Source organism: Brevundimonas aurifodinae (assembly GCF_040195595.1).
GTDB lineage: Bacteria > Pseudomonadota > Alphaproteobacteria > Caulobacterales > Caulobacteraceae > Brevundimonas > Brevundimonas aurifodinae.
The window spans coordinates 106,254-130,393 of sequence record NZ_JBEGDD010000005.1; the positions used below are offsets into that span (position 1 = coordinate 106,254).

Annotated in this window: 22 protein-coding genes; 17 read left to right on the top strand and 5 right to left on the bottom strand. The window is 67.4% G+C overall.

The genetic code is table 11. From position 1 onward, the window contains the following. Positions 1-42: 42 nt before the first annotated feature. The 11 genes from ABN401_RS07515 (at position 43) to ABN401_RS07565 (ending at position 9,594) form a co-directional block, all read left to right on the top strand. The gene (locus tag ABN401_RS07515; protein WP_349684219.1) at positions 43-237 is read left to right on the top strand and encodes a Trm112 family protein; all 195 of its coding nucleotides are present in this window, start codon (positions 43-45) and stop codon (positions 235-237) included. Between the two features lie 67 nt (positions 238-304). Further along, a complete protein-coding gene (locus tag ABN401_RS07520; RefSeq protein ID WP_349684220.1) occupies positions 305-964 on the top strand; it encodes a hypothetical protein in 660 nt (219 codons plus the stop codon). A gap of 9 nt (positions 965-973) precedes the next feature. Then, positions 974-1,942 (top strand): cation diffusion facilitator family transporter, encoded by a 969-nt coding sequence (locus tag ABN401_RS07525; protein WP_349684221.1) that lies wholly within the window; start codon positions 974-976, stop codon positions 1,940-1,942. A gap of 179 nt (positions 1,943-2,121) precedes the next feature. Continuing rightward, positions 2,122-3,120 carry a cytochrome c oxidase subunit II gene (gene coxB / locus ABN401_RS07530; RefSeq protein ID WP_349684222.1) on the top strand — a complete coding sequence of 333 codons (999 nt, stop codon included), beginning with the start codon at positions 2,122-2,124 and terminating at the stop codon, positions 3,118-3,120. A 20-nt stretch (positions 3,121-3,140) separates the two neighbouring features. Beyond that, positions 3,141-4,820 (top strand): cytochrome c oxidase subunit I, encoded by a 1,680-nt coding sequence (gene ctaD / locus ABN401_RS07535; protein WP_349684223.1) that lies wholly within the window; start codon positions 3,141-3,143, stop codon positions 4,818-4,820. A 175-nt stretch (positions 4,821-4,995) separates the two neighbouring features. Then, positions 4,996-5,976 carry a heme o synthase gene (gene cyoE, locus ABN401_RS07540; protein WP_349684224.1) on the top strand — a complete coding sequence of 327 codons (981 nt, stop codon included), beginning with the start codon at positions 4,996-4,998 and terminating at the stop codon, positions 5,974-5,976. Continuing rightward, positions 5,976-6,152, top strand: a complete 177-nt coding sequence (locus ABN401_RS07545; protein WP_349684225.1) for a hypothetical protein — start codon at positions 5,976-5,978, stop codon at positions 6,150-6,152. The genes cyoE and ABN401_RS07545 overlap by 1 nt, the downstream gene beginning before the upstream one ends. Further along, a complete protein-coding gene (locus ABN401_RS07550) occupies positions 6,152-6,703 on the top strand; it encodes a cytochrome c oxidase assembly protein (protein WP_349684226.1) in 552 nt (183 codons plus the stop codon). Before ABN401_RS07545 ends, ABN401_RS07550 begins: the two co-directional genes overlap by 1 nt. A gap of 53 nt (positions 6,704-6,756) precedes the next feature. Continuing rightward, the gene (locus tag ABN401_RS07555) at positions 6,757-7,629 is read left to right on the top strand and encodes a cytochrome c oxidase subunit 3 (RefSeq protein ID WP_349684227.1); all 873 of its coding nucleotides are present in this window, start codon (positions 6,757-6,759) and stop codon (positions 7,627-7,629) included. Positions 7,630-7,648: 19 nt separating this feature from the next. Next, entirely contained in the window at positions 7,649-8,335 is a 687-nt protein-coding gene (locus ABN401_RS07560; protein ID WP_349684228.1) for an SURF1 family protein, read from the top strand. Then, a complete protein-coding gene (locus ABN401_RS07565; RefSeq protein WP_349684229.1) occupies positions 8,332-9,594 on the top strand; it encodes a M16 family metallopeptidase in 1,263 nt (420 codons plus the stop codon). Before ABN401_RS07560 ends, ABN401_RS07565 begins: the two co-directional genes overlap by 4 nt. Before the next feature lie 304 nt (positions 9,595-9,898). Here ABN401_RS07565 and ABN401_RS07570 read toward each other — a convergent pair whose 3' ends face one another. Beyond that, complete coding sequence (locus tag ABN401_RS07570) at positions 9,899-10,720, bottom strand: hypothetical protein (protein WP_349684230.1); 822 nt, start codon at positions 10,718-10,720, stop codon at positions 9,899-9,901. Between the two features lie 207 nt (positions 10,721-10,927). On the opposite strand from ABN401_RS07570, the gene ABN401_RS07575 reads away from it, so the two are divergent. After that, the gene (locus ABN401_RS07575; RefSeq protein WP_349684231.1) at positions 10,928-11,719 is read left to right on the top strand and encodes an MT-A70 family methyltransferase; all 792 of its coding nucleotides are present in this window, start codon (positions 10,928-10,930) and stop codon (positions 11,717-11,719) included. Between the two features lie 12 nt (positions 11,720-11,731). On the opposite strand, the gene ABN401_RS07580 is transcribed toward ABN401_RS07575, so the two are convergent. Then, positions 11,732-14,089: a DGQHR domain-containing protein gene (locus ABN401_RS07580; protein ID WP_349684232.1), complete on the bottom strand. Its 2,358-nt coding sequence runs from the start codon at positions 14,087-14,089 to the stop codon at positions 11,732-11,734. A 163-nt stretch (positions 14,090-14,252) separates the two neighbouring features. Next, a complete protein-coding gene (gene uvrB, locus ABN401_RS07585; RefSeq protein ID WP_349684233.1) occupies positions 14,253-16,616 on the bottom strand; it encodes an excinuclease ABC subunit UvrB in 2,364 nt (787 codons plus the stop codon). 152 nt (positions 16,617-16,768) lie between these two features. Here uvrB and ABN401_RS07590 point away from each other — a divergent pair, with 152 nt between their 5' ends. Further along, the gene (locus ABN401_RS07590; RefSeq protein ID WP_349684234.1) at positions 16,769-17,539 is read left to right on the top strand and encodes an extensin family protein; all 771 of its coding nucleotides are present in this window, start codon (positions 16,769-16,771) and stop codon (positions 17,537-17,539) included. A gap of 169 nt (positions 17,540-17,708) precedes the next feature. On the opposite strand, the gene ABN401_RS07595 is transcribed toward ABN401_RS07590, so the two are convergent. Further along, complete coding sequence (locus tag ABN401_RS07595; protein ID WP_349684235.1) at positions 17,709-18,623, bottom strand: hypothetical protein; 915 nt, start codon at positions 18,621-18,623, stop codon at positions 17,709-17,711. Positions 18,624-18,898: 275 nt separating this feature from the next. Next, the gene (locus tag ABN401_RS07600) at positions 18,899-21,565 is read right to left on the bottom strand and encodes a M14 family metallopeptidase (protein WP_349684236.1); all 2,667 of its coding nucleotides are present in this window, start codon (positions 21,563-21,565) and stop codon (positions 18,899-18,901) included. 130 nt (positions 21,566-21,695) lie between these two features. On the opposite strand from ABN401_RS07600, the gene ABN401_RS07605 reads away from it, so the two are divergent. The 4 genes from ABN401_RS07605 (at position 21,696) to ABN401_RS07620 (ending at position 24,139) form a co-directional block, all read left to right on the top strand. Beyond that, the gene (locus ABN401_RS07605) at positions 21,696-22,373 is read left to right on the top strand and encodes a hypothetical protein (protein ID WP_349684237.1); all 678 of its coding nucleotides are present in this window, start codon (positions 21,696-21,698) and stop codon (positions 22,371-22,373) included. After that, on the top strand, positions 22,366-22,575 hold the full coding sequence (locus tag ABN401_RS07610; RefSeq protein ID WP_349684238.1) for a helix-turn-helix transcriptional regulator: 210 nt from the start codon (positions 22,366-22,368) through the stop codon (positions 22,573-22,575). Before ABN401_RS07605 ends, ABN401_RS07610 begins: the two co-directional genes overlap by 8 nt. Before the next feature lie 87 nt (positions 22,576-22,662). Then, a complete protein-coding gene (locus ABN401_RS07615; RefSeq protein ID WP_349684239.1) occupies positions 22,663-22,992 on the top strand; it encodes a PadR family transcriptional regulator in 330 nt (109 codons plus the stop codon). Between the two features lie 28 nt (positions 22,993-23,020). After that, positions 23,021-24,139, top strand: coding sequence for an HAAS signaling domain-containing protein (locus ABN401_RS07620; protein WP_349684240.1), 1,119 nt, complete (start codon positions 23,021-23,023; stop codon positions 24,137-24,139). Position 24,140: the final 1 nt, after the last annotated feature.

A 24,140-nucleotide genomic window follows, 5' to 3' on the forward strand; every position in this document is an offset into this window, starting at 1 on the left:
TGTATCCTCATGTCCGACGATGTCCAATCCCGCGAGCCCGACATGAGCGAGACCTTCAACACCCCGGCCACGGTCGATCCGCGCCTGCTGGAGGTGCTGGTTTGTCCGGTCACGCGCGGCCGCCTGGACTATGACCGCGCCGCCGGCGAACTGATCTCCAGAGGGGCCAAACTGGCGTTTCCCATTCGCGACGGCGTGCCGATCATGCTGCCCGAGGAAGCGCGCCCGCTGGATTGAGCCCTGAGCGCCGCGCCCGCGCAAAAGCCTCTCGACTGTTATAAAGTAACAAGCTATAGCGCCGTCGATGTCGCCGCCCGATCTCGAACAACCGGTCCTGCTCTCGCTTCTCGGCGGAGGGTTCGCGGCCGCCTTCCTGCATGCGGCCCTGCCGACCCACTGGCTGCCGTTTGTGCTCGTCGGCCGGGCCCAGCGCTGGAGCGCGGCGCGCAGCCTGGCGGCGGTGACGGCGGCGGGTCTCGCGCACATCGCCTCGACCGTGATGGTCGGAAGCCTGATCGTCGCCGCGGGCCTGGCGCTCGACACGGTCGTCGCGGGCCTGCTGCCCTGGCTGTCGGCCGCCTTGCTGTTCGGTTTCGGCGGGTTCTACCTGATCCGGGCCATGGTTCGGCGGCCCGCGACCGCCGGAGGCCCCGGCCTGGACCTGGCCGAGCCGTCCGTGTCCCACGCCGCCGCCTTCTGGGGCCTCGTGGGGGTCATGGCCCTGTCGCCCGGCGAGGTGCTGCTGCCCATCTATATGTCGGCGTCGAGCGAAGGCATCGCGGCGCTGGCGCTCCTGACCCTGTCCTTCGCCGTCGGCACCGTGTCGGGCATGACGGTGTTCACCCTGCTGGCCCGCGCGGGAGCCTCGATCCTCAAGCTGGAGCGCTGGGCCCGGTATGAGGGTGCCGTCCTGGGTCTCGCCCTGATCGCGATCGGGCTTCTTATCGTGACGCACCAGCACTAGAGTCGCCGGATGGCGGGCCCTCATTCCCACGCAGACCACGCGCATCCCGAGCATGACCATGGCGCGCACGGCCATGAACACGGTCATCGGCATTCCCACGGCCATGGCCACGCGCACGGCCCGGTCGACACCGGCGACTGGCGCTACGGCGTCGGGCTGGTCGTCAACCTGGCCTTCGTCGTGTGCGAGGCCATAGCCGGAGTGATCTCGGGCTCGACGGCCCTGCTGGCCGATGCGGGTCACAACCTGTCGGATGTCCTGGGCCTGGCCATGGCGGGCGGGGCGGCGGTGCTGGCGCGGCGCGCGGCGGGCCCCAGCCGCACCTACGGCTTCGGCAAGGCCACGGTGCTCGCGGCCCTGGCCAACGCCCTCCTGCTGATCTTCGCCTGCGGGGCCATCGCCTTCGAGGCGGTGAGGCGCATCGCCGAGCCTGCCCCGGTCGAGTCCGGCCTCATCATGGCGGTGGCGGGCATCGGCTTCGTCATCAACCTGGGCACCGCCCTGCTGTTCATGAAGGACCACCACGACCTCAACGCCCGGGGGGCCTATCTGCACATGATGGCCGATGCCGGGGTGTCGCTGGGTGTCGTGGCCTCGGGCGGCCTGATCCTTCTGACCGGGTGGAGCGTGGTCGATCCGCTCGTCAGCCTGCTGATCGTCGTCGTCATCTTGCTGGGCACCTGGGGCCTGTTCCGCGACTCGCTGAATCTGGCGATGGACGGCGCCCCCACCGCGATCGACGTCGCGGCCGTTCGCCACGCGCTGGCCGATCTTCCGGGGGTTCGCGCCGTCCACGACCTGCATATCTGGGGCCTGTCGACCACCACGACGGCGCTGACGGCGCATCTGGTCCATGATCGCGGCGACCCGAAGGCCCTGCTGGCAGAGGCTCAGGCCTTGGCGCGCGCCCGCTTCGGCATCGCCCACACCACTTTCCAGCTCGAGACCGACGTCATGCCGGACTGCCCGGACTGCTGAGGCGGCGAAGCCCCGCGCGCCGTCCCGAATCGCCGGGTGCGGCGTCCAATCGCTTGGCAAGGCGGGGACGGGGCGATAAGGACCGGCCTTGAAATCGCCGGACCCCTCCCAACGGGCCTGGCACCGGCAGAGCGGCCGTCGTGACCGCCGGTTCGTCGACCTTAATGAGGATGTCTCGCATGCGTCTGGGCAAGCGCGCCCTGAACGGACTCGGTGGCGGTATCGCCTCGGCTTCGTTCGCCGTCTTCTTCGCCGCGCCCGTCTGGGCGCAGGACCTGATGGGCCAGCCCACGCCGGGTGGTATCGGGCTACAGCCCGCCGCCTCGCCGCTGAAGCACCAGGCGCACTTCTTCCATGACGCCATCCTGATGCCGATCATCGTGGGCATCAGCCTGCTGGTGCTGGGCCTGCTGGCCTGGGTCGCGTTCCGCTACAACGCCAAGGCCAACCCGACCCCGGCCAGGTGGAGCCACAACACCCTGGTCGAGATCGTCTGGACGGTCCTGCCGGTGATGATCCTGGTCGGCATCTCGCTGTTCTCGTTCCGCCTGCTGTTCGCCTATCACGACATGCCGACGCCGGACCTGACGGTGAAGGCCACCGGCAACCAGTGGAACTGGGCATACGAATACCCCGACCAGGCCCTGCCGGAATACATCTCCAACATGCTGCCCGAGGCCGAGGCCGAGGCGCGCGGCGTCCCCTATCGCCTGGCCGTCGACGAGCCGATCGTGGTTCCGGTCGGCCAGACCGTCCGCGTACTGGTCACCGCCGCCGACGTGATCCACGCCTTCGCCCTGCCGGCGTTCGGCCTGAAGACCGACGCCATCCCCGGCCGGGTCAACGAGACCTGGTTCCGCGCCGAGCGCGAAGGCGTGTTCTACGGCCAATGCTCGGAACTGTGCGGCGTCGACCACGCCTTCATGCCGATCCAGATCAACGTCGTGTCCGAGGCCGAGTTCGCCGCCTGGGTCGCCTCCAAGGGCGGATCCATGACCCCGGCCTCGGCCGCCGAGGCTCCGGGTGGCACCGCCGCCCAGGTCGCCGCCGGCACGACGGGCGCTGCGGTCACGCCGGGCGCCGCCGTGGCCACCCCGGCCGCCACCGACGCGGCCCAGCCGGCCGTCGCCGAAGCCCCGAACCCCGCCGCTCCCGGCGCCGCCGCGCCCGCGCAGTAATCGTCAGACCGAAAACGATCATGGCCACCGACATCACCGCCGACACTCACGTTTCTCCCGGGCACGACGCTCACGCCGAACACGACCACAAGCCGGGCTTCTTCACCCGCTGGTTCCTGTCGACCAACCACAAGGACATCGGCACCCTGTACCTGCTGTTCGCCATCATGGCGGGCATCGTGGGCGGCATTCTCTCGGGCCTGATCCGGCTGGAGCTGGCCGCGCCCGGCATCCAGTATTTCGTAGAGGGTGGGCTGATCGAACAGCTCGGCATCGTCGAGGCCTCCAAGCACGGCTACAACGTCACCGTCACGGCCCACGCCCTGATCATGATCTTCTTCATGGTCATGCCCGCCATGATCGGTGGCTTCGGCAACTGGTTCGTGCCGATCATGATCGGCGCGCCGGACATGGCCTTCCCGCGCATGAACAACGTCTCGTTCTGGCTTCTGGTGGCCGCCTGGGTGCTGCTGTGCCTGTCGATGTTCGTCGACGGCGGCCCGGGACGCGGCTTCGGCGGGGGCTGGACCATCTATCCGCCGCTCTCGACCAGCGGCCACACCGGCCCGGCCATGGACCTGGCGATCTTCTCGCTGCACGTCGCGGGCGCGTCGTCGATCCTGGGCGCGATCAACTTCATCACCACCATCTTCAACATGCGCGCCCCGGGCATGACGCTGCACCGCATGCCGCTGTTCGCCTGGTCGGTGCTGGTCACGGCCTTCCTGCTGCTGCTGAGCCTGCCCGTTCTGGCCGGCGCCATCACCATGCTGCTGACCGACCGCAACTTCGGCACCAGCTTCTTCGACCCGGCCGGCGGCGGTGATCCGGTGATGTTCCAGCACCTGTTCTGGTTCTTCGGCCACCCCGAGGTCTACATCCTGATCCTGCCGGGCTTCGGCATCATCAGCCACATCGTCTCGACCTTCTCCAAGAAGCCGGTGTTCGGCTACCTGGCCATGGCCTACGCCATGGTGGCCATCGGCTTCGTCGGCTTCATCGTGTGGGCGCACCACATGTACACGGTCGGCATGAGCGTGAACCTGCGCGCCTACTTCATCGCCGCGACCATGATCATCGCGGTACCGACGGGGGTGAAGATCTTCAGCTGGATCGCCACCATGTGGGGCGGCTCGCTCAGCTTCAAGACGCCCATGCTCTGGGCGATCGGCTTCATCTTCCTGTTCACCGTCGGCGGCGTGACCGGCGTCGTTCTGTCCAACGCCGGCATCGATTACAGCCTGCACGACACCTATTACGTCGTGGCCCACTTCCACTACGTCCTGTCGCTGGGCGCCGTGTTCGCGATCTTCGCCGGCTTCTACTACTGGTTCGAGAAGATGTTCGGCGTGAAGTACAACGAGTTCCTCGGCGCCGCGCACTTCTGGATCATGTTCGTCGGCGTCAACGTGGTGTTCTTCCCCCAGCACTTCCTGGGCCTGCAGGGCATGCCGCGCCGCTACATCGACTATCCGGAGGCCTACACCCTGTGGAACCAGGTCTCGTCGTGGGGCTATGTCATCACCGCCGTGGGCGTGGTCGTCTTCCTGATCATGCTGGCCGAAGCCGCGATCCGTCGCCGCGTGGGTGTCGCCAACCCCTGGGGCGAGGGCGCCACGACCCTGGAATGGACCCTGTCCAGCCCGCCGCCGCATCACCAGTTCAACGAACTGCCGGTGGTCAAGGCGGATACGCACTAGCCTTCCCCGTCATCCTCGGACTTGATCCGAGGACCGGACGAAGGGCGACACGAAAGACAGGATGGACCCCGGACGTTCGTGCGTCCGGGGTTCCGTTCTTGATGGATTGGCCTCCGATCCTCGGATCAAGTCCGAGGATGACGGAGTTTGGATGAGATGACGGCGTAAAAACGTGATGACCCAAGCCGACGCGCCCGCCCTGTCGACGACCCAGCCGGAGGACTTCTTCCAGCTGCTGAAGCCGCGCGTCATGTCGCTGGTGATCTTCACCGCCGCGACCGGGCTGGTCGTGGCGGGGGCCGACATCAACCCTCTGGTCGCCGCCATCGCCATCCTGTGCATCGCCGTGGGCGCGGGCGCGGCGGGGGCGCTGAACATGGCGCTGGAGGGCGAGACCGACGCCCTGATGCGGCGCACGCGCGGGCGTCCCGTGGCGGCCGGCCGGCTCAAGTCGAACGACGCCCTGACCTTCGGCGTGGTGCTGTCGATCTTCTCGGTCACCCTCTTGGGCATGAACACCAACTGGACGGCGGCCGGGCTGCTGGGGCTGACCATCGTCTACTATGCCGTCTTCTACACCCTGATGCTGAAGCGCCGGACGCCCCAGAACATCGTCATCGGCGGCGCGGCGGGGGCCTTCCCCCCCGTGATCGGCTGGGCGGCCGCGACGGGCGAGGCGCCGTGGCAGGCGTGGCTGCTGTTCCTCATCATCTTTCTGTGGACCCCGCCGCACAGCTGGGCGCTGGCGCTCTATTCGACCGGCGACTACGCCAAGGCGGGCATCCCGATGATGCCGGTGGCGCGCGGCGCCAAGTCGACCCGGCTACAGATCCTGATCTACTCGCTCGTCTTCGTGCCCGTGGCGATCGCGCCGGGCCTGACGGGCCTCGGCGGTCCCGTTTATCTGGCCGTGTCGGGCCTGGGCGGGCTGCTGTTCCTCGCCCTGGCCTTTCGCCTGTGGCGCTCGCGCGCTGGCGATCAGCCCGACGGGATTGGCAAGAGCGGGGCCGAGGTCGTGGGGCGAGAGGCCGCATTGTATGACGTGCGCGCCGAGGCCAAACCGGCACGCAATCTTTTCGCCTTTTCGATCCTGTATCTGATGGCCCTGTTCGCCGCCCTGCTGGTCGAACGGTTCGCGTCCTTCGGAGCCGCCTGATGCCCACCTATCTGACCCCCGATCAGCTTCAGGCCCGCAACCGCCGCAGCCTGTGGATCGCCCTGGGCCTGGTCGGATTCATCGTCCTGATCTTCCTGACGACCTTCCTTCGCATGCAGTCCAACCTCGCAGAGCGGAAAGCCATGGCCGCCACCGCCGCGGAGGCCACGCGCTGATGGCCGCTCCCCGGTCCGCCCGGTTCGTCGCCCTGCTTTGCGCCGGCGTCGTGGTGACCATGACCGGCGCGGCGTTCGCGGCGGTACCGCTGTATCAGCTGTTCTGCCAGGTGACCGGCTTCGGCGGGACCACCATGCGCGCCGACAAGGCGTCCGACGTCGTGCTCGACCGCACGGTCAAGGTCCGCTTCGACACCAATGTCCGCAACCTGCCCATGACCTTCAAGGCCGAGCAGGTGACCCAGACGGTGCGCATCGGCGAAACCGGCCTGGCCTATTTCGACGTGACCAACACCTCGGACCAGCCGATCGCGGCCCGCGCCAGCTACAACGTGGTTCCGGAGCAGACCGGGCAGTATTTCCAGAAACTGCAGTGCTTCTGTTTCGACGACCAGACCATCGCGCCGGGCCAGACGATCCAGTTCCCGGTCCAGTATTTCGTCGACCCCCTGATCGCCCGGAACGCCGAGACCGACGGCGTCGATGAGATCACCCTCAGCTACACCTTCTATCCCTCGTCTGAAGACGCCCCCGCCTCTGGCGCGGGTTGACCCCCGACGCTATAGCCTGCCGCAACTCCCTATCGCCTGACCCCAGAGACGACATGGCCCACGCCGCTCCGCACCACGACTACCACCTGGTCGACCCCAGCCCCTATCCGCTGATCTCCTCGATCACCGTGACGGTGATGATGATCGGCGCCGTGGTCTGGATGAAGGGCCTGTTCGGCCTGCCTGAGGGCACGTCCTGGCTGTTCGTCGCAGGCCTGGTCGGCACCCTCTACGCCATGGGCGCCTGGTGGTGGGACGTGATCCGCGAGGGCCAGAAGGGCGATCACACGCCGGTCGTCTCGATCGGCCTGCGCTACGGCATGACGCTGTTCATCGCGTCGGAGATCATGTTCTTCGCCGCCTTCTTCTGGATGTTCTTCGAAATGGCCCTGTTCAACGAGGCCCGGACCAACATCCCCGAGATCTCCAGCTGGGCCGAGACGGCCGCCGCCTGGTCGACCTGGCCGCCGCGCGGGATCGAGACGCTGGACGCCTGGCAGCTCCCGCTGCTGAACACCGTGATCCTGCTGCTGAGCGGCACCACGGTGACCTGGGCCCACCATGCGCTTCAGGTCGGCGACCGCAACGGCGCGCGCCTGGGGCTCATCATCACCGTCGCCCTGGGCGTGCTGTTCACCGGGGTCCAAGCCTATGAATACTACCACATCATCCACGAGAACCTGTTCTTCAACGAAGAGGCGGCGGGCTCGGGGCTCTATGGCTCGATCTTCTTCATGGCCACCGGCTTCCACGGCTTCCACGTCCTGGTGGGCACCATCTTCCTGGCCGTCTGCCTGATCCGTCTGCTGGCCGGCCAGCTGCGTCCGGAGAAGCATTTCGGCTTCGAGGCGGCGGCCTGGTACTGGCATTTCGTGGACGTGGTCTGGCTGTTCCTGTTCGCCTTCGTCTACGTCACCTTTGGCTGATCCCTCCTCTCGGCCAGCCTTGCCGTGGCTGCTGATCGCCCTCGTCGTCCCGGCCCTGGCCGTGCTGATCGGGCTGGGCGTCTGGCAGAGCCAGCGGCTGGCCTGGAAGACCGACCTGATCGAGCGGGCCGAGGCGGCGGCCGCCCAGCCGCCCCGCCCGCTGGACGAGGTGCTGACCGCGCCCGATCCGGAGTTCAGGAAGGCGCTCGTCCTGTGCCGGGGCCTGCCCACCGCCCCGTTCGTCGAGCTGCGCTCGATCCAGGAGGGCGAGCCGGGCTTGCGCCTGATCTCGGCCTGCGTGCCCGAGGGCGGCGATCAGACCTTTCTCGTCGACCGGGGCTTCATCCCCGAGACCGTCACCGAGCGCCCCCGCGTTGCCCCCTCCACCCTGCCGCTCAGCCTGACCGTCGAGCTGCGCCGCACGCCCATGCAAGGCGGGATGACGCCGGCACCGGAGGGGCGCGTCTTCTATGGCCGGGACAATGCGGCCATGGCCGAAGCGCTGGGTGCCGCCAGCCCGTCGGAGTTCACCCTCTATGCCCTTGTCAGCCCCAATCCGGAGACCCCGGCCCTGATCGCCTCGGCGCCGCCCGCGGCCTTTTCGAACAATCATCTGGGATATGCGATCACCTGGTTCGGCCTGGCCCTGGCCCTTCTGGGCGTCACAATCGCCCTGATCGCCCGCCGGATGAGGCCCCGCGCTTGAGCGCCCGGCTGCACACCCTGTCGAACGGCGTCCGCGTCGTCTGCGATCCGATGCCGGGCCTCAGGACGCTCGCCCTGACCGTGGCCGTCAAGGGCGGGGCCAGGTGGGAGGCTGAGGATCGGTCGGGCTGGTCCCACCTTCTGGAGCACCTCGTCTTCAAGGGCGCGGGCGAGATGGGGGCCCGGGACATCGTCGAACGGATCGAGGCCGAGGGCGGGTCGATCAACGCCGCCACCGGATACGAACGCACCAGCTATGAGGTCCGGGCGCTGGACGGCTCCCTGCCCCTGGCCATGCAGGTCGTCTCCGACCTCGTTTTCCGCCCCACGCTCGACCCGGTCGAGATCGAGCGGGAGAAGGACGTCGTGGCCCAGGAGATCGCCGAGGCCTTCGACACGCCAGACGACCACGTCTTCGAGATGGCCCAGACCCAGGCCTTCGCCGGCCAGCCGTTGGGTCGGCCCATCCTCGGCTCCGTCGACAGCCTGGCCGCCGCCGACCGGCCCAGCATGCAGGCCTGGCGGGCCCGCCTCTATTCCCCCGACCGCATGGCCGTCGTCGTTTCCGGCGCGGTGGAGGAGGACGACCTGCTGAGCCTCGCCGAACGCTTCTTCGGCGACGCCGTCCCGACCCCGGCCGAGGCCCCGGCGCCGGCCGCCTTCACCGGGGGCGGCGCCGCCCTGAGCCGCCGGATCGAACAGGCCAACCTCGTCTTCCAGCTGCCCGCGCCGGGGGCCCTGGACCCCGATTTCCCGGCCATGCGCCTGTTCGGCGACATGCTGGGCGGCGGGATGGCGTCGCGCCTGTTCCAGAGCGCCCGCGAACAGCGCGGCCTGGCCTATGCGATCGACGCCTATGTCGAGGCCTATGACGACATCGGCTTCCTGGGCGTCTTCGCCGGGGCCGCGGCCGAGCGGTCGGTCGAACTGGCCGAACTGTGCGCCGACGAGATCCGCCGCCTGGCCGAGGACGGCCCCACCGAGGCGGAGCTGGCCCGCGCCAAGATCGGCTTCAAGGCCGGCCACTGGATGGCCGAGGAGCGCGCCGCCGGCCGATCCGCCAACCTGGCCAGCCAGACCCTGATCCACGGCGCGCCCGTCCCCACGGACGTGTCGATCGCCCGGCTGGGGGCCGTCACGGCCGATGATATCCGCGCTGTCGGGGCCCGCGCCCTGGCCCCCGCCCGGGCCGCCACCGCCGTCCTGGGGCCCAAGGCCGCCGCCGGGGCGGGCAAGGCCTTCGCTGCCCGCCTGGGGTGAGGCCGTGTGGTGGGCCGAAGGGGGTTCATCACAACGGGCACGACGAAGGCCACAACGAACACAACGGGAGCGAGCGGACGTCGAGTGCACCGTCCCCCCGTGAGATCAGGCGCGGAAGACGGGCGGCTTTGCCGCCGATCAGAAAGTATGCGCCTCCCATCTCCGCTCATCCCCGCGAAAGCGGGGACCCAGTCCTGGGGTGACGCAGGGTGTCTGGAGTGAGGGTGGGCCCCTCCGCATAGCTCATCCGCGCCCAAAGCACTGGGTCCCCGCTTTCGCGGGGATGAGCGGAAAAGAAGGAAGGTCACGGATCGCCCTCCTGCTCCGAAACAGCGTGCGAACCGTCTGAAACGTGCGAAATCGCCGCCGCGTCGAGGGCGTCGGAGGCGCGGGAGAGGCGGTCCAGTTCGGCGTCGAGGGCGGCGCGGGCGACGGCGTCGCCGGGCGCGACCGAGGCGCTCTGGCGGGCGGCCGTGCCGAGATCGCGGATCAGGGCGTGGTTGGCCTCGGCGCGGGCGGCGGTCGCGGCGCGCACCTCGGCGGCGGCGCGTTCGGCGACGAGGCGGGCGGCCTCGGCGGCCTGGGTAGCCTTGCGGGCTTCGCGGGCCTCCTCCAGCTCTGCGCGGGCGGTCAGGCGGTCATGCACCCGCATCCAGCTGGCCGCCGCCCCGCCCCGGCCCTGGGCCATCGCCCGGCGCAGCTGGAACAGGGCCCGCTCGGCCAGTTCGGCATAGCCCTCGTCGTCGCCGATGTGGCCCCATCGATCGTCCACACGCCCCTCACCGGGCTCAAGCAGCGAGGCTCCGCGAGCCGAGCGATAGCCCCACTCAGGATCATCTTGATCCGCCCTGCGCCAGCCCTCCTGCCGGGCACGGTGGCGCAGCGACCCCAGGGTCAGGTCGAAGCGGAAGGCCACCTCCTCGGCCGTCTCGCCCGCCAGATAGGCGTCGCGCGCCCTGGCCCAGGTCTCGTCCGAGCGGATGCGATAGCCGCCGCGCGGGGCGGGCGGCCTCCCTGGGTTTTGGGGGCCGCGCTGGCGGGTGTCGGGCTGGGCGTCGTGCCAGACGGCCCGGGTCGGCGTCTGGTCGTCGTCCTCCCATTCGCGGGGATCATAGAGCTCGGACATGCGGTCCCTCCGTCGGCCGCCGTGGGGGGCGGGTAAAGGGGGAGAGGGTAGCGCCGGGGGCGATGCGGGCGCGTTCGTCGGGTCTCGATGGGGAGGGGCGTGGATTGGATTGGGGTTTTGGGGGTGAGTGCGGATGACACGGGTCTCTCCCCCGTCACCGAAGGGCGATGGGGGAGTGGATCGGCGCGATCGGCACCGAGACGACCGATGTTTGACGTGCGCCGGTCGGGGGAAAGCAATTGTCTCATGCTACGTCCGATTTTGACGCAACGAACGTTCATTGTTTGTTCTTACAAACGTACCCCTCGTCAACCTCGCGTTAAGGACGAAGGTGGTTCGGTTCCGCAACTGGCAGGACAGGTCATGGCACTCAGCGCAATCGCTCGCGAGGCGAGCATCGATCTTCAGCTAGCGACGCAAGGGACGAAGTTTCGGACCATCCTAGCTGACCCTCCCTGGCAGTTTCAGAACCGGACTGGAAAGATCGCACCGGAGCACCACCGCCTGACGCGCTATCCAACGATGGATTTGGCTGACATCTGTGCCCTTCCGGTGCAAAGCTGCGCAGCGGAAACGGCCCACCTGTATATGTGGGTACCAAACGCACTGCTACCTGATGGGCTCAAGGTAATGGAGGCTTGGGGTTTCACCTACAAATCTAACCTCGTTTGGCACAAGGTGAGAAAGGACGGAGGCTCAGACGGCCGCGGCGTTGGATTCTATTTCCGGAATGTCACGGAGATCTTGCTGTTTGGCACCAGAGGCAAGAATGCCCGCACAGAGCCCCCCGGCCGCAGTCAGGTCAACATGATCCAAACTCGTAAGCGCGAACACAGTCGCAAACCGGACGAGCAATACGGACTGATCGAGTCATGCAGCCCAGGACCGTATCTTGAACTCTTCGCCAGGGGAAACCGGTCCAACTGGTTAGTTTGGGGCAATCAGGCAGGCGAGAGTTACCAGCCTGACTGGCCGACCTATCGGAATGCTGCCAGCTAGCCAAACCGACGATCAAGGCGCAAATCCAGCGAGCGCACATCGATCGTAAAGTTCTGCCTTGAGCCAAGCGAGAAACTCGTAGTCGTCGTCGCTCAGTTGCCGATAGATCGAACTATGCGCCGCGACGTTGCGGATGTCGTTAAACTCCTTGATCCAGTCAAGATGATACTCTTTGGCCTTCGGCGGAGTTCCTCGAAGCGGAATGCTGAAGATCGGCTTCAACGTTTCCCAGTTACCTTTTTGCCTAATAATCTTCTCGAAATCGACGATGTCGAGATAGGCTTCACGAGGAGCCCGCTTCTCTGCTTTGGCTTGCTGTTGTTTCTTGTATGCCGACTCTTTGATGTTACTGTCAGCTATTCCAAGCTCCCAGTACTTCTTCTCGCCGGATTGAGTTTCGTCAGTGCCGTACAAACCCTTCAACGTCTCGATGACAGCTGTCGATATCAGGCTTGTCATGTCAGAGACGTCCAGCTTCGCTTGCGCAATTCTTTCGTCTGATGACCTTGCTTTGTACTGTCGATATTCCTCGGAGCCGAAATCGGGGAACTGAGCCGCAACGAGATCGCACAGACCGAAGAAGTACTCCTTTACGCCGCCCTCCCCGTACTTTCTTGCGAATTTGTCTGCGATCTGCTCGTCAGACGCGCTCTTCAGCCAGGCCGCAATCGGCGCAACGAAGGCTCCGAGCGCTGTAACCAGTTCCGCCGGCGCCGCTGTATACGGGTCGATTTTATCGCGGCCGTGGAGGTAGCGAAGGCCTTCGTACATGAGCGTAAGATGGGCCCTAACGGAGGGATTGGTTGCGACATGCGCAGAGCGTCCCGCCAGCCACTTAGCGGGTACCGCCTCCTCCAGGACTGCAAAATACCCGTTTATGGTTTTGCGGGCTCTCTCGATGGTCGCATCGTCCGTGGCGCCACTGAGGTAGCCTGCCAAGCGCGCCTTCTTGACTATCCTGCCGATCAAACCAGACCGACGTATGCCCTTTTGCAACTCCGGAATCGTTAGAACTTGCTCCTCAGACGCCGGAACGCCGGGCATTTCCAAGCGGCCGAATAAAGGGCTGGTTGCATCTGCTGCAATCTTGCGGATCAAGAATGACGCCAGGGCACCAAGCGCCTCGTCTGGATCATCGCTTCCCATTTGAAGGTCAGCTTGGAGAGCGACCAACAAGTCTTTTGGTACGCTCTTCTGTTTGTGGTTGATCGTTATGAATAGGTCCGCTTCTCGGGCAACATCCATTTTCTCAAATGCGACCACAAACAACGGACGTTCAAGGTAAGATTCGTCCAAATTCGTAAATCCAAACAGCCTATGCTGTCCGTCTATAATCCACGCGCTTTTGAACTTACTTGGTAGGGTAAGGTGGCCAAATTTGATCCCGTCGACCGTATTGTCGGTCTTTGACAAGGGCTCAAAGGTGCAAGGAGTAGTAAAGTTTACCAGTATATTAGTAGGAAAATAGCCTCCACCTGTGATAAACTCACCGATTCCGCGCAGCCTGCGCTTGTCCACCATGCGTTGGTAGGCCGGTCGGCCCTCAGGATGATTCAGCGCGTGATGATTTACAAACGCAAGCTTCAACAGATGGCCAGCCGTTATCGTAAAAGAATAAAAGACATCTGATCCAAATCGGCCTTTTGTCGCCGGGACCTTTTTGTGGGACAGTCCCGCAATATCCTGGCCCTGCAGGAACTCCGCCAAGAACTGATACTTACCAGCCGTACCGACGTGGCCGATATATGCCTCAAAATACTGAAGCTCATTCTCGGTTACGATTCGTATGTTAAAAGCTGCCGCGCGCTCTATGTCTGGTTCTGACCAGATCACGTTCTGCGTTACATAGAGCCACAGTATCTTAGGATTAAAACTGGCGCCGAAATGCTCGCGAATAGAATTCGCTATGCCCTTCTGAAGAGAGGCTGTCTCGTGTAAATCTTTCTGGAGTGTTCGGCGCCCGCGTACATCCTTAGCTTTACACTCGGCAACGATCACCGTCTCAGCATCTTTTGCAAACACATCGATTTGTTTGCGTCCCTTTGATCCATCCTCTCTCTGAAACTCGATATTGAAGCGCTCGCCGTTCAGAATTGGATATCCCATGTCGTGACATAGAGACCAAAAGCGGTCTTCGAGATATTCCCCCACCGGTTTACGTCGTCTAGAGAGAAGCACTCGTTTCGATCGCCGCACAACTTCCCAGCCGGCTGCCACCACCTCGGCCTCGTCAGCTGGGTGGTTCTTCCGCTCTTTGAAGGCGGACTTTCTTGCGCGGTAGGCCTTCCGTCGAGAGGTGTCGTCTAACAGGAGGGGCGCGAGTCCAACTTCCACCGTCTTCTGATCGATTGGAGTGAGTTCGTCAGTCATGTCCCGCCGCCCCGCAGATTCGTCCTATGCGGGACTAGACCCTTGATATCGCGTTCTTGTCTAGCTTGTTTGATCCTGGGGCTTAGCAGCGGACAATGAGTTTATCAGCGCCATCTGCGTCTTCAAAAAGCGAATCCGTCCACCGCCACACTACTCAACCCCCTTAGAGCCGCCCCTTCCTGAACCGCTCCGCCTTCTCCGCATTGGCCTCCGCCCGCCAGCGCTTGGGCGCGGCGGTGTCGACCGCCTCGCCTTCGCCGGTCAGGACCTCGTTGGCGAACTCCAGGTCCATGAGCTTCATGCGCTTGATCTCGTCGCGCAGGCGGGCGGCTTCCTCGAACTCCAGGTTCGACGCCGCCTCGCGCATGCGGCCCTCCAGGTCGCGCAAGGCGGCCTGGAAGTTGGAGCCGGTGAAGGGCTTGGCCTGTTCCTTCACGCCGGGGGCCGTGAGCTTGTCGAGGGCGCGGCTCTCGTAGGGGCTGTCGAGGATGTCCTTGATCTCGCGCTTGACGCTCTCGGGCGTGATGCCGTGTTCGAGGTTGTAGGCGGTCTGGCGTTCGCGACGGCGGTTGGTCTCGGCGATGGCGCGCTCCATCGAGCCGGTCATGCGGTCGGCATAGAGGATGACGCGGCCGTCGACGTTGCGGGCGGCGCGGCCGATGGTCTGGATCAGCGAGGTCTCGGAGCGGAGGAAGCCCTCCTTGTCCGCGTCGAGGATGGCGACCAGGCCGCATTCGGGGATGTCGAGCCCCTCGCGCAACAGGTTGATGCCGATCAGGACGTCGAAGGCGCCCAGGCGCAGGTCGCGCAGGATCTCGATCCGCTCCAGCGTGTCGACGTCGGAGTGCATGTAGCGGACCCGGACGCCCTGTTCGTGCATGTACTCCGTCAGGTCCTCGGCCATCTTCTTGGTCAGGGTGGTGACCAGGGAGCGGTAGCCGGCGGCGGCGGTGGCCTTCACTTCGTCGATGACGTCGTCGACCTGGTTGCGGGTCTGGCCACTGACCGGGCGGATTTCGACCGGCGGGTCGATCAGGCCGGTGGGGCGGATGACCTGTTCGACGAAGACGCCGCCGGCGCGCTCCATCTCCCACGGGCCGGGGGTGGCGGAGACGTGGACCGTCTGGGGGCGCATGGCCTCCCACTCGTCGAACTTGAGCGGGCGGTTGTCGATGCAGGACGGCAGGCGGAAGCCGTATTCGGCCAGGGTGGATTTGCGCCGGTAGTCGCCCCGGAACATGCCGTTGATCTGGCCGATGGTGACGTGGCTCTCGTCCACGAACAGCAGGGCGTTGTCGGGGATGTATTCGAAGAAGGTGGGCGGGGGCTCGCCCGGGCTGCGGCCGGTCAGCCAGCGGGAATAGTTCTCGATGCCGGCGCAGGAGCCGGTCGCCTCCATCATCTCCAGATCGAAGCGGGTGCGCTGTTCCAGCCGCTGGGCCTCCAGCAGCTTGCCGTTCTCGACCATCCAGTCGAGCGTCTCCTTCAGCTCGGCCTTGATGCCGTGGATGGCCTGGTTGAGCGTCGGGCGGGGGGTGACGTAGTGGCTGGCGGCGTAGACGGTGACCTCGGTCAGGTCGGCGGTCTTCCTGCCGGTCAGGGGGTCGAACTCGGCGATGGCCTCGATCTCGTCGCCGAACAGGCTGACGCGCCAGGCGCGGTCCTCCAGGTGGACGGGGAAGATCTCGATCGTGTCGCCGCGCTTTCGGAACATGCCGCGTTCGAAGGCGGCGTCGTTCCGCTTGTATTGCAGCGCGATCAGGTCGGCCCTCAGCTTCGCCTCGTCGATGGTGGCGCCGACCTTCAGGTCGAAGGTCATGGCCGTATAGGTCTCGACCGAGCCGATGCCGTAGATGCAGCTGACCGAGGCCACGACGATGACGTCGTCGCGCTCCAGGATCGCCCGCGTCGCCGAGTGGCGCATGCGGTCGATCTGCTCGTTAATCGAGCTGTCCTTCTCGATGTAGGTGTCGGTGCGCGGGACGTAGGCCTCGGGCTGGTAGTAGTCGTAGTAGCTGACGAAATACTCGACCGCGTTGTCGGGGAAGAAGCCCTTGAACTCGGAATACAGCTGGGCGGCGAGGGTCTTGTTGGGGGCCAGGATCAGGGCCGGGCGCTGGGTCTGTTCGATGACCTTGGCCATGGTGAAGGTCTTGCCCGAGCCGGTGACGCCCAGCAGCACCTGATCGCGGTCGCCGGCCTCGGCCTGGGCCACCAGCTCGGCGATGGCGGCGGGCTGGTCGCCGGCGGGGGTGTAGTCGGTCACCAGACGGAAGCGCCCGCCCTTGGTCTTGGCGTCGCGCGAGGGGCGGTGCGGGGTCCAGTCGTCGGGCTTGCCGGGGGCCTCCTCCGGCGTCAGGCGCGGGCCGGTGACCGGCGCGAACATGGGCATCTTGGCCATGACGTCGGGCAGGGGCGCGCCGTCGCGGACGAAGGGGGTCCGGGCCTCGGCGACGCCGGGATTGGGCACATGCACCGGCTTCTTCGACGGCGCGGCCTTGGACGAGGGCGAGGAGGAACGGTTCATGAACGGGAATGTAGGTCGCGCGACACAGAGACGCCAGTGAACGCGCAGGCGCACGCGGGGATGCTGACAGGAAGGTGGCAGCAGACGCCGGCCTTCGATCCGGCCCGATCCTGCTCTAGGCAGGGAGGGGGCGACGAACAGGCGATTCGACAATGCGGCTTTCAGGCGGGATGCGGCTGGCGCTGGTGGCGGTGCTGATGGTCGCCGGGTGCGGGCGGCTGATCCCCGACACCCTGCCGCCGCCGGGCGCGCGACCCTATCCCACCGCGCCGACCGGCCCCCTGCCGGGGCCGAGCGTCTATGTCGCGCCGGGGACGGGCGTGATCGACCGGCCGATCGACGGCGGGACGCTGGGGCGACTGAGGCAGGCGACGGGCTCGGCGGCGCAGTGCGAGGCGGAGCTGGCGGCGGCGCGGGTGACCTTCTCGCCCACGCCCGACCGGGTGAACTCGCCGACCTGCGGCCTGACGGCGGCGGGGGTGCTGGGCCCCGATCTGGGCACGGTGGCGCGGATGACGCCGGGGGACGTGACCATGACGTGTGCTCTCGCTGCGGCGGTCAGCGTGTGGCGACGGCAGTCGGTCGAGCCGGCCGCGCTGGAGATCCTCGGCTCGGAGGTCGTCGCCATGGAACATATGGGGGTCTATGCCTGCCGGGGCGTGCGCAACGACTCAGGGGAGACGGCCCGGGTCAGCGCCCACGCGCGGGCGGCGGCGCTGGATTTCAGCGGCGTGCGCCTCCGGGACGGGCGGCGGATCACGGTGCGGGGCGACTGGCGCGGGGACGACCCTGAGGCGCGTTTCCTCAGGCGCATCCGCGACGACGCCTGCCGGGTGTTCGGCACCACCCTGAGCCCCGACTACAACGCCGCCCACCACGACCACCTGCACCTGGAGGCCGAAAGCGGGCGGCTGTGTCGCTAGAGCATGATCGGTTGAGGTGGACCCACTTCGTGGGTCCGCCGAAAGCGTGAATCATGCTCTCGCTAAATCCTGGACCCTGAGTCACGGCATCAGCGGAATCGCGAAGCGATTCCACCTCAGCCGGTCAGGGTCTAGGCGCGCCCCTCCCACCGGGAGAGGCGCCGTTTCCTCAGCGGCGGACGCGGGCCTCGATCTCGAGCTCGCCGATGCGGCGGTCGAGGTAGGCGCGGTCGTCGGCGGAGGCGCTGGCGCGGGAATAGGCGGCTTCCAGACGGGTCAGGTCCTCAAGCTGCACGCGGACGCGGTCGGCGCGCGCGTCGCGGTTCAGCGAGGCGATGGCGCGTTCGATGGCGGCGAGGCGGTCGCGCGGGGACTGCTGCCAGCCGCCGTTATTGTTGCCGTAGCCGACGTCGCCGACGCGGGCGTCGAGCGCATCCAGCCGGGTCTCGATGTCCTGACGCTCGCTGAGTGTCAGGCCGCCGCGCTGGTAGTCGGCCTCGACGCGGATCAGGGCGGCGTAGTCGGCGCGCAGGCGGGTGGCGTCGGTGCGCGACAGGCGACGGGCGCTGACGGCGGCGTCGATGCGGCGCTCGAACTCGGCCCGGCCGTCGGCGACGGACTGGTAGCCGCCGATGTCGTCTCCGTAGCCACCGTCGTCCAGCGCGCGGGTCAGGGCGTCGTAGCGGGCGGTCAGGTCCTGGCGTTCCTGGGTCGTGAAGCGGCCGTCGCGGGCGTAGTCGGCCTCGAGCCGGACCAGGGCGTCATAGTCGGTACGGATGCGGTCGGCGGACCAGGATTGCAGCGCGCCGGAGCGGACCTGGGCGTCGAGGCGGGCGTTGAAGGTGGCCTGCTGGCCCCCGAGGGCGCGGCGGCCGCGGCTCCATTCGGCATCGACCGTGCCGGTGGTCTGACCGCCGAACAGGTTCTGGAGGATCTGGCCGAAGACCTCCTGACCGGAGGTTTGCGACTGGCCGTAGGGCTGGGGCTGCGACTGGCTGTAGGGGGTCTGGGCCTGGGTCGCGCCGGCCGTGGCGATGACGAGGGTGCCGGCCGCGAGGGCCGTGAAGGTCTTGATCGATGTCATGGAGATGCTTTCTGGCGAAGGGTCGCCCTGTGCATCGATAACGGCGTGCGACGGCGAAGGTTGCCTTCGCCGGTGGTCTCCTCCCCGTTCGCCGCTTGGCGAATGGGGAGGTGGCACGGAGCTAAGCGAAGTGACGGAGGGGGCAACTCCGACCTTGGCGATGGGGCTGGCAGCCGTCATCGGAGATTTCGCCTCGCCCCCTCCGTCAGCTCGCGAAGGGCTCGCTGCCACCTCCCCATCGGCCAAGCGGCCGATGGGGAGGAGACGCGGACCGCCTACCAGCTCGGCGAACTGCGCGCCGGGCCGAGGAAGACGGCGTTGATCAGGAGGGGTTTGAGGCCCTCCAGATAGCCGCGCACGGTCGGGTCCTGGGTGAAGGCGATCAACTGGCCGCGGCCGAGCCCGTTGACCATGACGGCCGGCTTGAAGGCCAGGCGAGCGCGGTTCTCGGCCCACATCTGGCCCGAGACGACCAGATCCTCCGGACCGGCGAAGCGGACGACGTTGACGCCCTGGCCCTGACCCAGGGGGGCATAGATGTCGGCGCCCTGGACCAGCACATTGACGCTGGGGGCGACGCCGGCCGCCAGCCAGTGCTCGGTGTCGACCCGGGCCAGGGCGAGCGCCCCGGCGACGCTGGCGGGGCCGGGCTCGGCCACGCCGATCAGGCTGTCGTAGTGGGCCTCGTCGGCGATGATGTCGGCGGCTTCGTCCTCGGCCTCCGACGATGGGTCCTGGCGGCGGGAGGCGAGAAGATCGGCGTCCTCGTCGGCCATCAGGCGGCTCGCGCGGCCCAGGGTGATGAGGGTGCCGCCACGCTGGACCCAGCCGCGCAGATTGGCGAGGCCGCCCGCGCCGAGCGCGCTCTCGTAGTTGCCGCCCTCGGGCAGGATCAGGACCTGATAGCGGGACAGATCGGCGGACGACAGGCTGGCGGTGCGGACCACGGTGACCGGCAGGCCGAACTCGCGTTCCAGCAGATAGCGGGTGGCGCCGGCGGCGGTGGGGCTGGTCGGCTCGTCCCAGGCCAGGGCGACGTTGGGCGCGCGGACCAGGACCGCGCCGTCCGAGCCGAAGCTGGGACCGTCGGAGACCCAGCTGTCGGCGATGCCGGTGACGCGGGCGCCGGTCTGGGTGGCCAGGGTCTGGAGCCTCTGCGTCAGGTCGGCCGGATTGCCGGCGCGGGGGATCAGCAGGGTGCCGGAGGGCCAGCGGCGGCCGTCCTTCTCGAAGGCGCGATCGAGCGAACGCAGGGTCACGCCCTGTTGCAGCGCCGCGCTCATCAGCTTCAGCCCCGCGACGCCGGGCTGGACCAGATAGCCGTAGGCGGCCGAGGCGTCGGCGACCGAGCCGGGGCGGACGAGCGCGGAGCCGGCCGGGGTGGTCGAGACCGATGGCGCGGAGGCGCAGCGGGCGAAGGGGACGTTGAACATCACCGGCATGGACCAGGCGGTGACGTCATAGATCTGGTCGCCCAGGCCCCGGGCGCGGCGGCGCTCCTGTTCGGCGAGGAAGGCGGGATCGAGCGGGACCGACTGGCTGAGCAGCACCTCGGCCATGCGGCGCTGGGGCTGGGCCAGGGGCACGACGTAGGAGCCGGCGGGATAGCTCTGGCCGCAGGCGGTGAAGGCGGCCTCGGCGCGGCCGACCTCGACGCCCGAACGGGTCAGCAGGCCCGCCAGCTTGTCGACCGTGGTCGGATCGGCCGGATTGGGCGCGAGCACGAAGGCGCCCCGGCCGCCGGAGACGCCGTCCTGGCCATAGGCATAGGCGTTCCTCAACAGCCGCTCGCGGTTGTCGGCGGCGGCCTCGACGGTCGAGAGGGTGGCGATGAGGTGGTTCCGGACCGTCTCGCGATAGGTCAGCACCTCGCCGGACGAGCGCCGGGCGGCGAGCCCGCGCGCGGAGCCCTGTTCGTAGGTCATCGACACCGCGCCGAGATAGGCGGGCCAGCCGTCGCCGTAGCCGGGGTAGAAGGCGTCGTAGGTCTGGCGGTTGAAATAGGCGACGCCGGCCTGATCGAAGCGGCGGGCGGTGTTGCGGCCGATGATCTCGCGGCTCTCCAGCGTCTCGGGCGTCAGGAGCGGATTGAGGGGCTCGGCCTCGGGCGGGAAGAAGAAGGTCTCGTCGGTGCCCATCTCGTGGCTGTCGACCAGGACCTGGGGCCGCCAGGCGAGGACCAGGGGGGCGTGGCCCTGGGTTTCCGGCTGGGTCTGGATGAACCAGTCGCGGTTCAGGTCGAACAGGTCGTGGTTGAAGCGGCCGCCGGGCCAGGGCTGGTCGCGCTCGGCCGACAGGGGATCGGGGTTCGGACGGGTGCCGAAGCCGGCGTAGAAGCTGTCGGTGAAGCGGTCGCGGCCGTCCGGGTTCTGGGTCGGGACCATGATGACGAGGGTCTTCGACAGCCAGTCCTGGACCGCCGGGTCGCGCGAGGCGAGCAGGTGATGGGCCGCAGCCATGGCGGCGTCGGCGGGGCTGATCTCGTCGCCATGGACCGAATAGGCCATCCAGACCACGGCGGGCTGGTCGGCGATGATGGCTTGCGCCTGGGCGGGCGTCGTCACGCGCGGATCGGCGAGCGCCCGGGAGTTGGCCTGGATCTGGTCCATGCGGGCGATGTTGGCGGGCGTGCCGATGGCGGCCCACCACAAGGGGCGACCCTCATGCGTGCGGCCGTATTCGCCGATGACGACGCGGTCGGGCGCGTGGGCGCGCAGTCGTTCGAAATAGGTCCGCACGTCGGCCGGGCGGGTGACGAAGTCGCCACTGTCGTAACCGAGGACGGCGCGGACGGTCGGCACGGCCGGGTCGAAGGTCGATCCGGCGATGAGCGGTTCGGGCGCTGCCTGGGGCAAGGAGGCCGTCTGGGCCGACAGCGGGGCGGACAGGGCGGCGAGCGCGACGAGACCGGTCGCGGCGAAACGGGCGAAGGCGGACGACATCAGAACAGGAACCCCCGGGAACGAGGCTTCACCCTACCCGGCGGACGGGAAAAGCCAATGCCCCGCTTGACGGCATGTAACCCATAGGTGATATGTAACCCCAAGGTGACATAGAGTTCCGGAGGCGCGTGTGGCGGACGACAAGGACATCGAGCGGGAAGTTCGCCTGCAGGCGCGCAACTTCTGGATCTCGATCGGAGTGATGGGTCTGGGCGGCGTCCTGACCGGCGTGGGCTTCGCCGGTGGGGCCGAGCGGACGGGCGACGCGGCGACGGGGTGGGGCGTGCTGGCCGGGCTGGGCGTCGGGATGGCGGTGTGCGGCGCTATCCTGTCGTGGCTGTGCCGCCCTGGTCGGCGCGTCGAGACCGAGGCCCTGACGCGGGACCGGATGCAGCGACAGCGCGTGCGGCTGCTGGCCCTATTCTCGCTGGTGAACATCGCCTTCCTGATGCAGGCGACATGGGCGATCGCCGACATCCTGGAGGGGACCGGCAGCTTCGGCGACTATATCGCGGCACCCCTGCCAGTGCTCTATGCCTGGGTCGTGGCCCTGACGACCCTGGGCCTGGACCACCAGTCGCGCACCCATCGGAAATTCCTCGAGGACGAGCTGACCCAGCTGCTGCGCTCGCGCGCGGTGACGGCCGCCTTCCTCGTGCTGATGGGCGCGATGACGATGGTCTTCGGCCTGAGCCTGTGGAGACCGGAGCTGGCGACCTATGGCGTGCTCTATGGCCTGACGGCGGCCGGAGCGACGGCGGGGCTGCGCTTCGTCTGGCTGGACCGGGAGTTCAGCAGGGATGGGTGACCCCCGGCTGGGGTCGCGTTTGAAGGACATCCGCACCGCCGCCGGGCTGACCCAGGCCGAGCTGGCGGAGCGGGCCGGGGTGTCGAGAAAGACGATCAATACCGTCGAGAACGGCGTCTTCGTGCCCTCCACCCTGCTGGCGCTAGCCCTGGCGCGGGCGCTGGGCACCACCGTCGAGGCCCTGTTCTATCTGACCGACTGACCCCAACGAACGCGGTCACTTGACTCGGTCGCACAGTATGTCGCATACACTGTGTGTCACACACTATGTGACGCCTTGGAGCGACCCGTGTCCGCTGACGACGAGCTTTTCGAATCCATGCGGCTGGAACTGCGGCGGGGCTCGCTGGTGCTGGCGGTGCTGGCCTGCCTGCGGACCGAGCGCTACGGCTATACGCTGCGCCAGGCGCTGGCGGCGGACGGGCTGGAGATGGAGGAATCGACCCTCTATCCCCTGCTGCGCCGGCTGGAGAGCCAGGGCCTGCTGCTGAGCGAATGGCGCGAGGAGGAGAAGCGCAAGAAGCGCTTCTATGTCCTGTCGCCCCTGGGCGTGTCGCTTCTGAACCGACTGACCGGCGAATGGCGGGCCATCAACGGCTCGCTGGACCGGCTTCTCTGACATTCGAATTCCAAGGAGGGGGCGCGTCATGACGACGAAGTCCGAGGCCATCATCGATCGCTATCTGGAGGCCGTGGCCGCCCAGCTATCGCCGGAAACCCGCGACGACATCACCGCCGAGCTGCGCGAGCTGATCCTGTCGCGGCTGGACGCCAGGGAGGAAGAGCTGGGCCGGGCACCGACCGAGGCCGAGGTCGAGGCGGTGCTGAAGGAGATCGGCCATCCGCTGGTGGTCGCCGCCCGCTATCGCCCCGGCCCCGATAGCCTGATCGGGCCCGAGCTGTTTCCGTGGTGGCTGTATGGGGTGAAGGCGGGGGCGCTGGTGCTGCTGGCCATCCACGCCATCTCGCTGTTCATCACCCTGATCAGCGGGCCCCGCGACGCGGGACAGGCGATCGGCCAGGCGTTCCACAGCTTCTTCGGCTCTGGGCTGACCCTGATCGGGGCCCTGACGCTGGCCGGGGCGATCATGGAGCATTACCGCATCCGGCCGCGCTGGATGACCGAGTGGCGGGCCAAGGACCTGTCGGCGTTCGGCCTGTCGGATCCCATGACCTGGGGCGCGACGGCGGGGGAGGCGGTCAAGACGAGGGGGCCCGCGCTCCGGCCCGTGCGCGTGTCCGGACCCAGCCCGGCGGGCGAGTCGGTCTTTGCCCTGGTGGGACTGGGGCTGTTCGTCGGATGGTGGCTGGGGCTGCTGAACTTTCCCGGGCTGCAGGCCCTGACGCTGGGCGGGGAGACGGCGACGATCACGCCCGCCCCGATCTGGGGCGTCCTGTTCGCGCCGATCCTGTTCTATGCCCTGGCGCAGATGGGCGAGGAACTGTTCAAGCTGACCAACCCCGGGGCGCCGCGGATCAGGGCGCTGATGCGGATCGGCATCGCGGTGGCGGGGCTGTGGCTGACCTGGACCATCTTCCAGGCCGGGCACTGGTTCACCCTGAGCGCGGACGACGAGACGGGGCGGGTCGTGGGGGACTGGGCGCTGCTGAACATCGACCGGATGCGCACCCTGGGCGACGGGCCGCGCGACGTGGCGGGCATCGCCCTGACGCTGTCGGTGGTGTTCACCTGGGTCGCGGCGATCGGCGCGGTGTCCATGGTCTATTCGATCTTCGCCAATGCCTGGCGGGCTGTGCGTCCCTGAC

Excerpts from the sequence above, each read along its gene's own strand:
- ABN401_RS07515 (WP_349684219.1), top strand. The coding sequence starts at position 43 with ATGAGCGAGACCTTCAACACCCCGGCCACGGTCGATCCGCGCCTGCTG.
- ABN401_RS07520 (WP_349684220.1), top strand. The coding sequence starts at position 305 with ATGTCGCCGCCCGATCTCGAACAACCGGTCCTGCTCTCGCTTCTCGGC.
- ABN401_RS07525 (WP_349684221.1), top strand. The coding sequence starts at position 974 with ATGGCGGGCCCTCATTCCCACGCAGACCACGCGCATCCCGAGCATGAC.
- coxB (WP_349684222.1), top strand. The coding sequence starts at position 2,122 with ATGCGTCTGGGCAAGCGCGCCCTGAACGGACTCGGTGGCGGTATCGCC.
- ctaD (WP_349684223.1), top strand. The coding sequence starts at position 3,141 with ATGGCCACCGACATCACCGCCGACACTCACGTTTCTCCCGGGCACGAC.
- cyoE (WP_349684224.1), top strand. The coding sequence starts at position 4,996 with ATGACCCAAGCCGACGCGCCCGCCCTGTCGACGACCCAGCCGGAGGAC.
- ABN401_RS07545 (WP_349684225.1), top strand. The coding sequence starts at position 5,976 with ATGCCCACCTATCTGACCCCCGATCAGCTTCAGGCCCGCAACCGCCGC.
- ABN401_RS07550 (WP_349684226.1), top strand. The coding sequence starts at position 6,152 with ATGGCCGCTCCCCGGTCCGCCCGGTTCGTCGCCCTGCTTTGCGCCGGC.
- ABN401_RS07555 (WP_349684227.1), top strand. The coding sequence starts at position 6,757 with ATGGCCCACGCCGCTCCGCACCACGACTACCACCTGGTCGACCCCAGC.
- ABN401_RS07570 (WP_349684230.1), bottom strand. The coding sequence starts at position 10,720 with ATGTCCGAGCTCTATGATCCCCGCGAATGGGAGGACGACGACCAGACG.
- ABN401_RS07575 (WP_349684231.1), top strand. The coding sequence starts at position 10,928 with ATGTTTGACGTGCGCCGGTCGGGGGAAAGCAATTGTCTCATGCTACGT.
- ABN401_RS07580 (WP_349684232.1), bottom strand. The coding sequence starts at position 14,089 with ATGACTGACGAACTCACTCCAATCGATCAGAAGACGGTGGAAGTTGGA.
- uvrB (WP_349684233.1), bottom strand. The coding sequence starts at position 16,616 with ATGAACCGTTCCTCCTCGCCCTCGTCCAAGGCCGCGCCGTCGAAGAAG.
- ABN401_RS07590 (WP_349684234.1), top strand. The coding sequence starts at position 16,769 with ATGCGGCTTTCAGGCGGGATGCGGCTGGCGCTGGTGGCGGTGCTGATG.
- ABN401_RS07595 (WP_349684235.1), bottom strand. The coding sequence starts at position 18,623 with ATGACATCGATCAAGACCTTCACGGCCCTCGCGGCCGGCACCCTCGTC.
- ABN401_RS07600 (WP_349684236.1), bottom strand. The coding sequence starts at position 21,565 with ATGTCGTCCGCCTTCGCCCGTTTCGCCGCGACCGGTCTCGTCGCGCTC.
- ABN401_RS07610 (WP_349684238.1), top strand. The coding sequence starts at position 22,366 with ATGGGTGACCCCCGGCTGGGGTCGCGTTTGAAGGACATCCGCACCGCC.
- ABN401_RS07620 (WP_349684240.1), top strand. The coding sequence starts at position 23,021 with ATGACGACGAAGTCCGAGGCCATCATCGATCGCTATCTGGAGGCCGTG.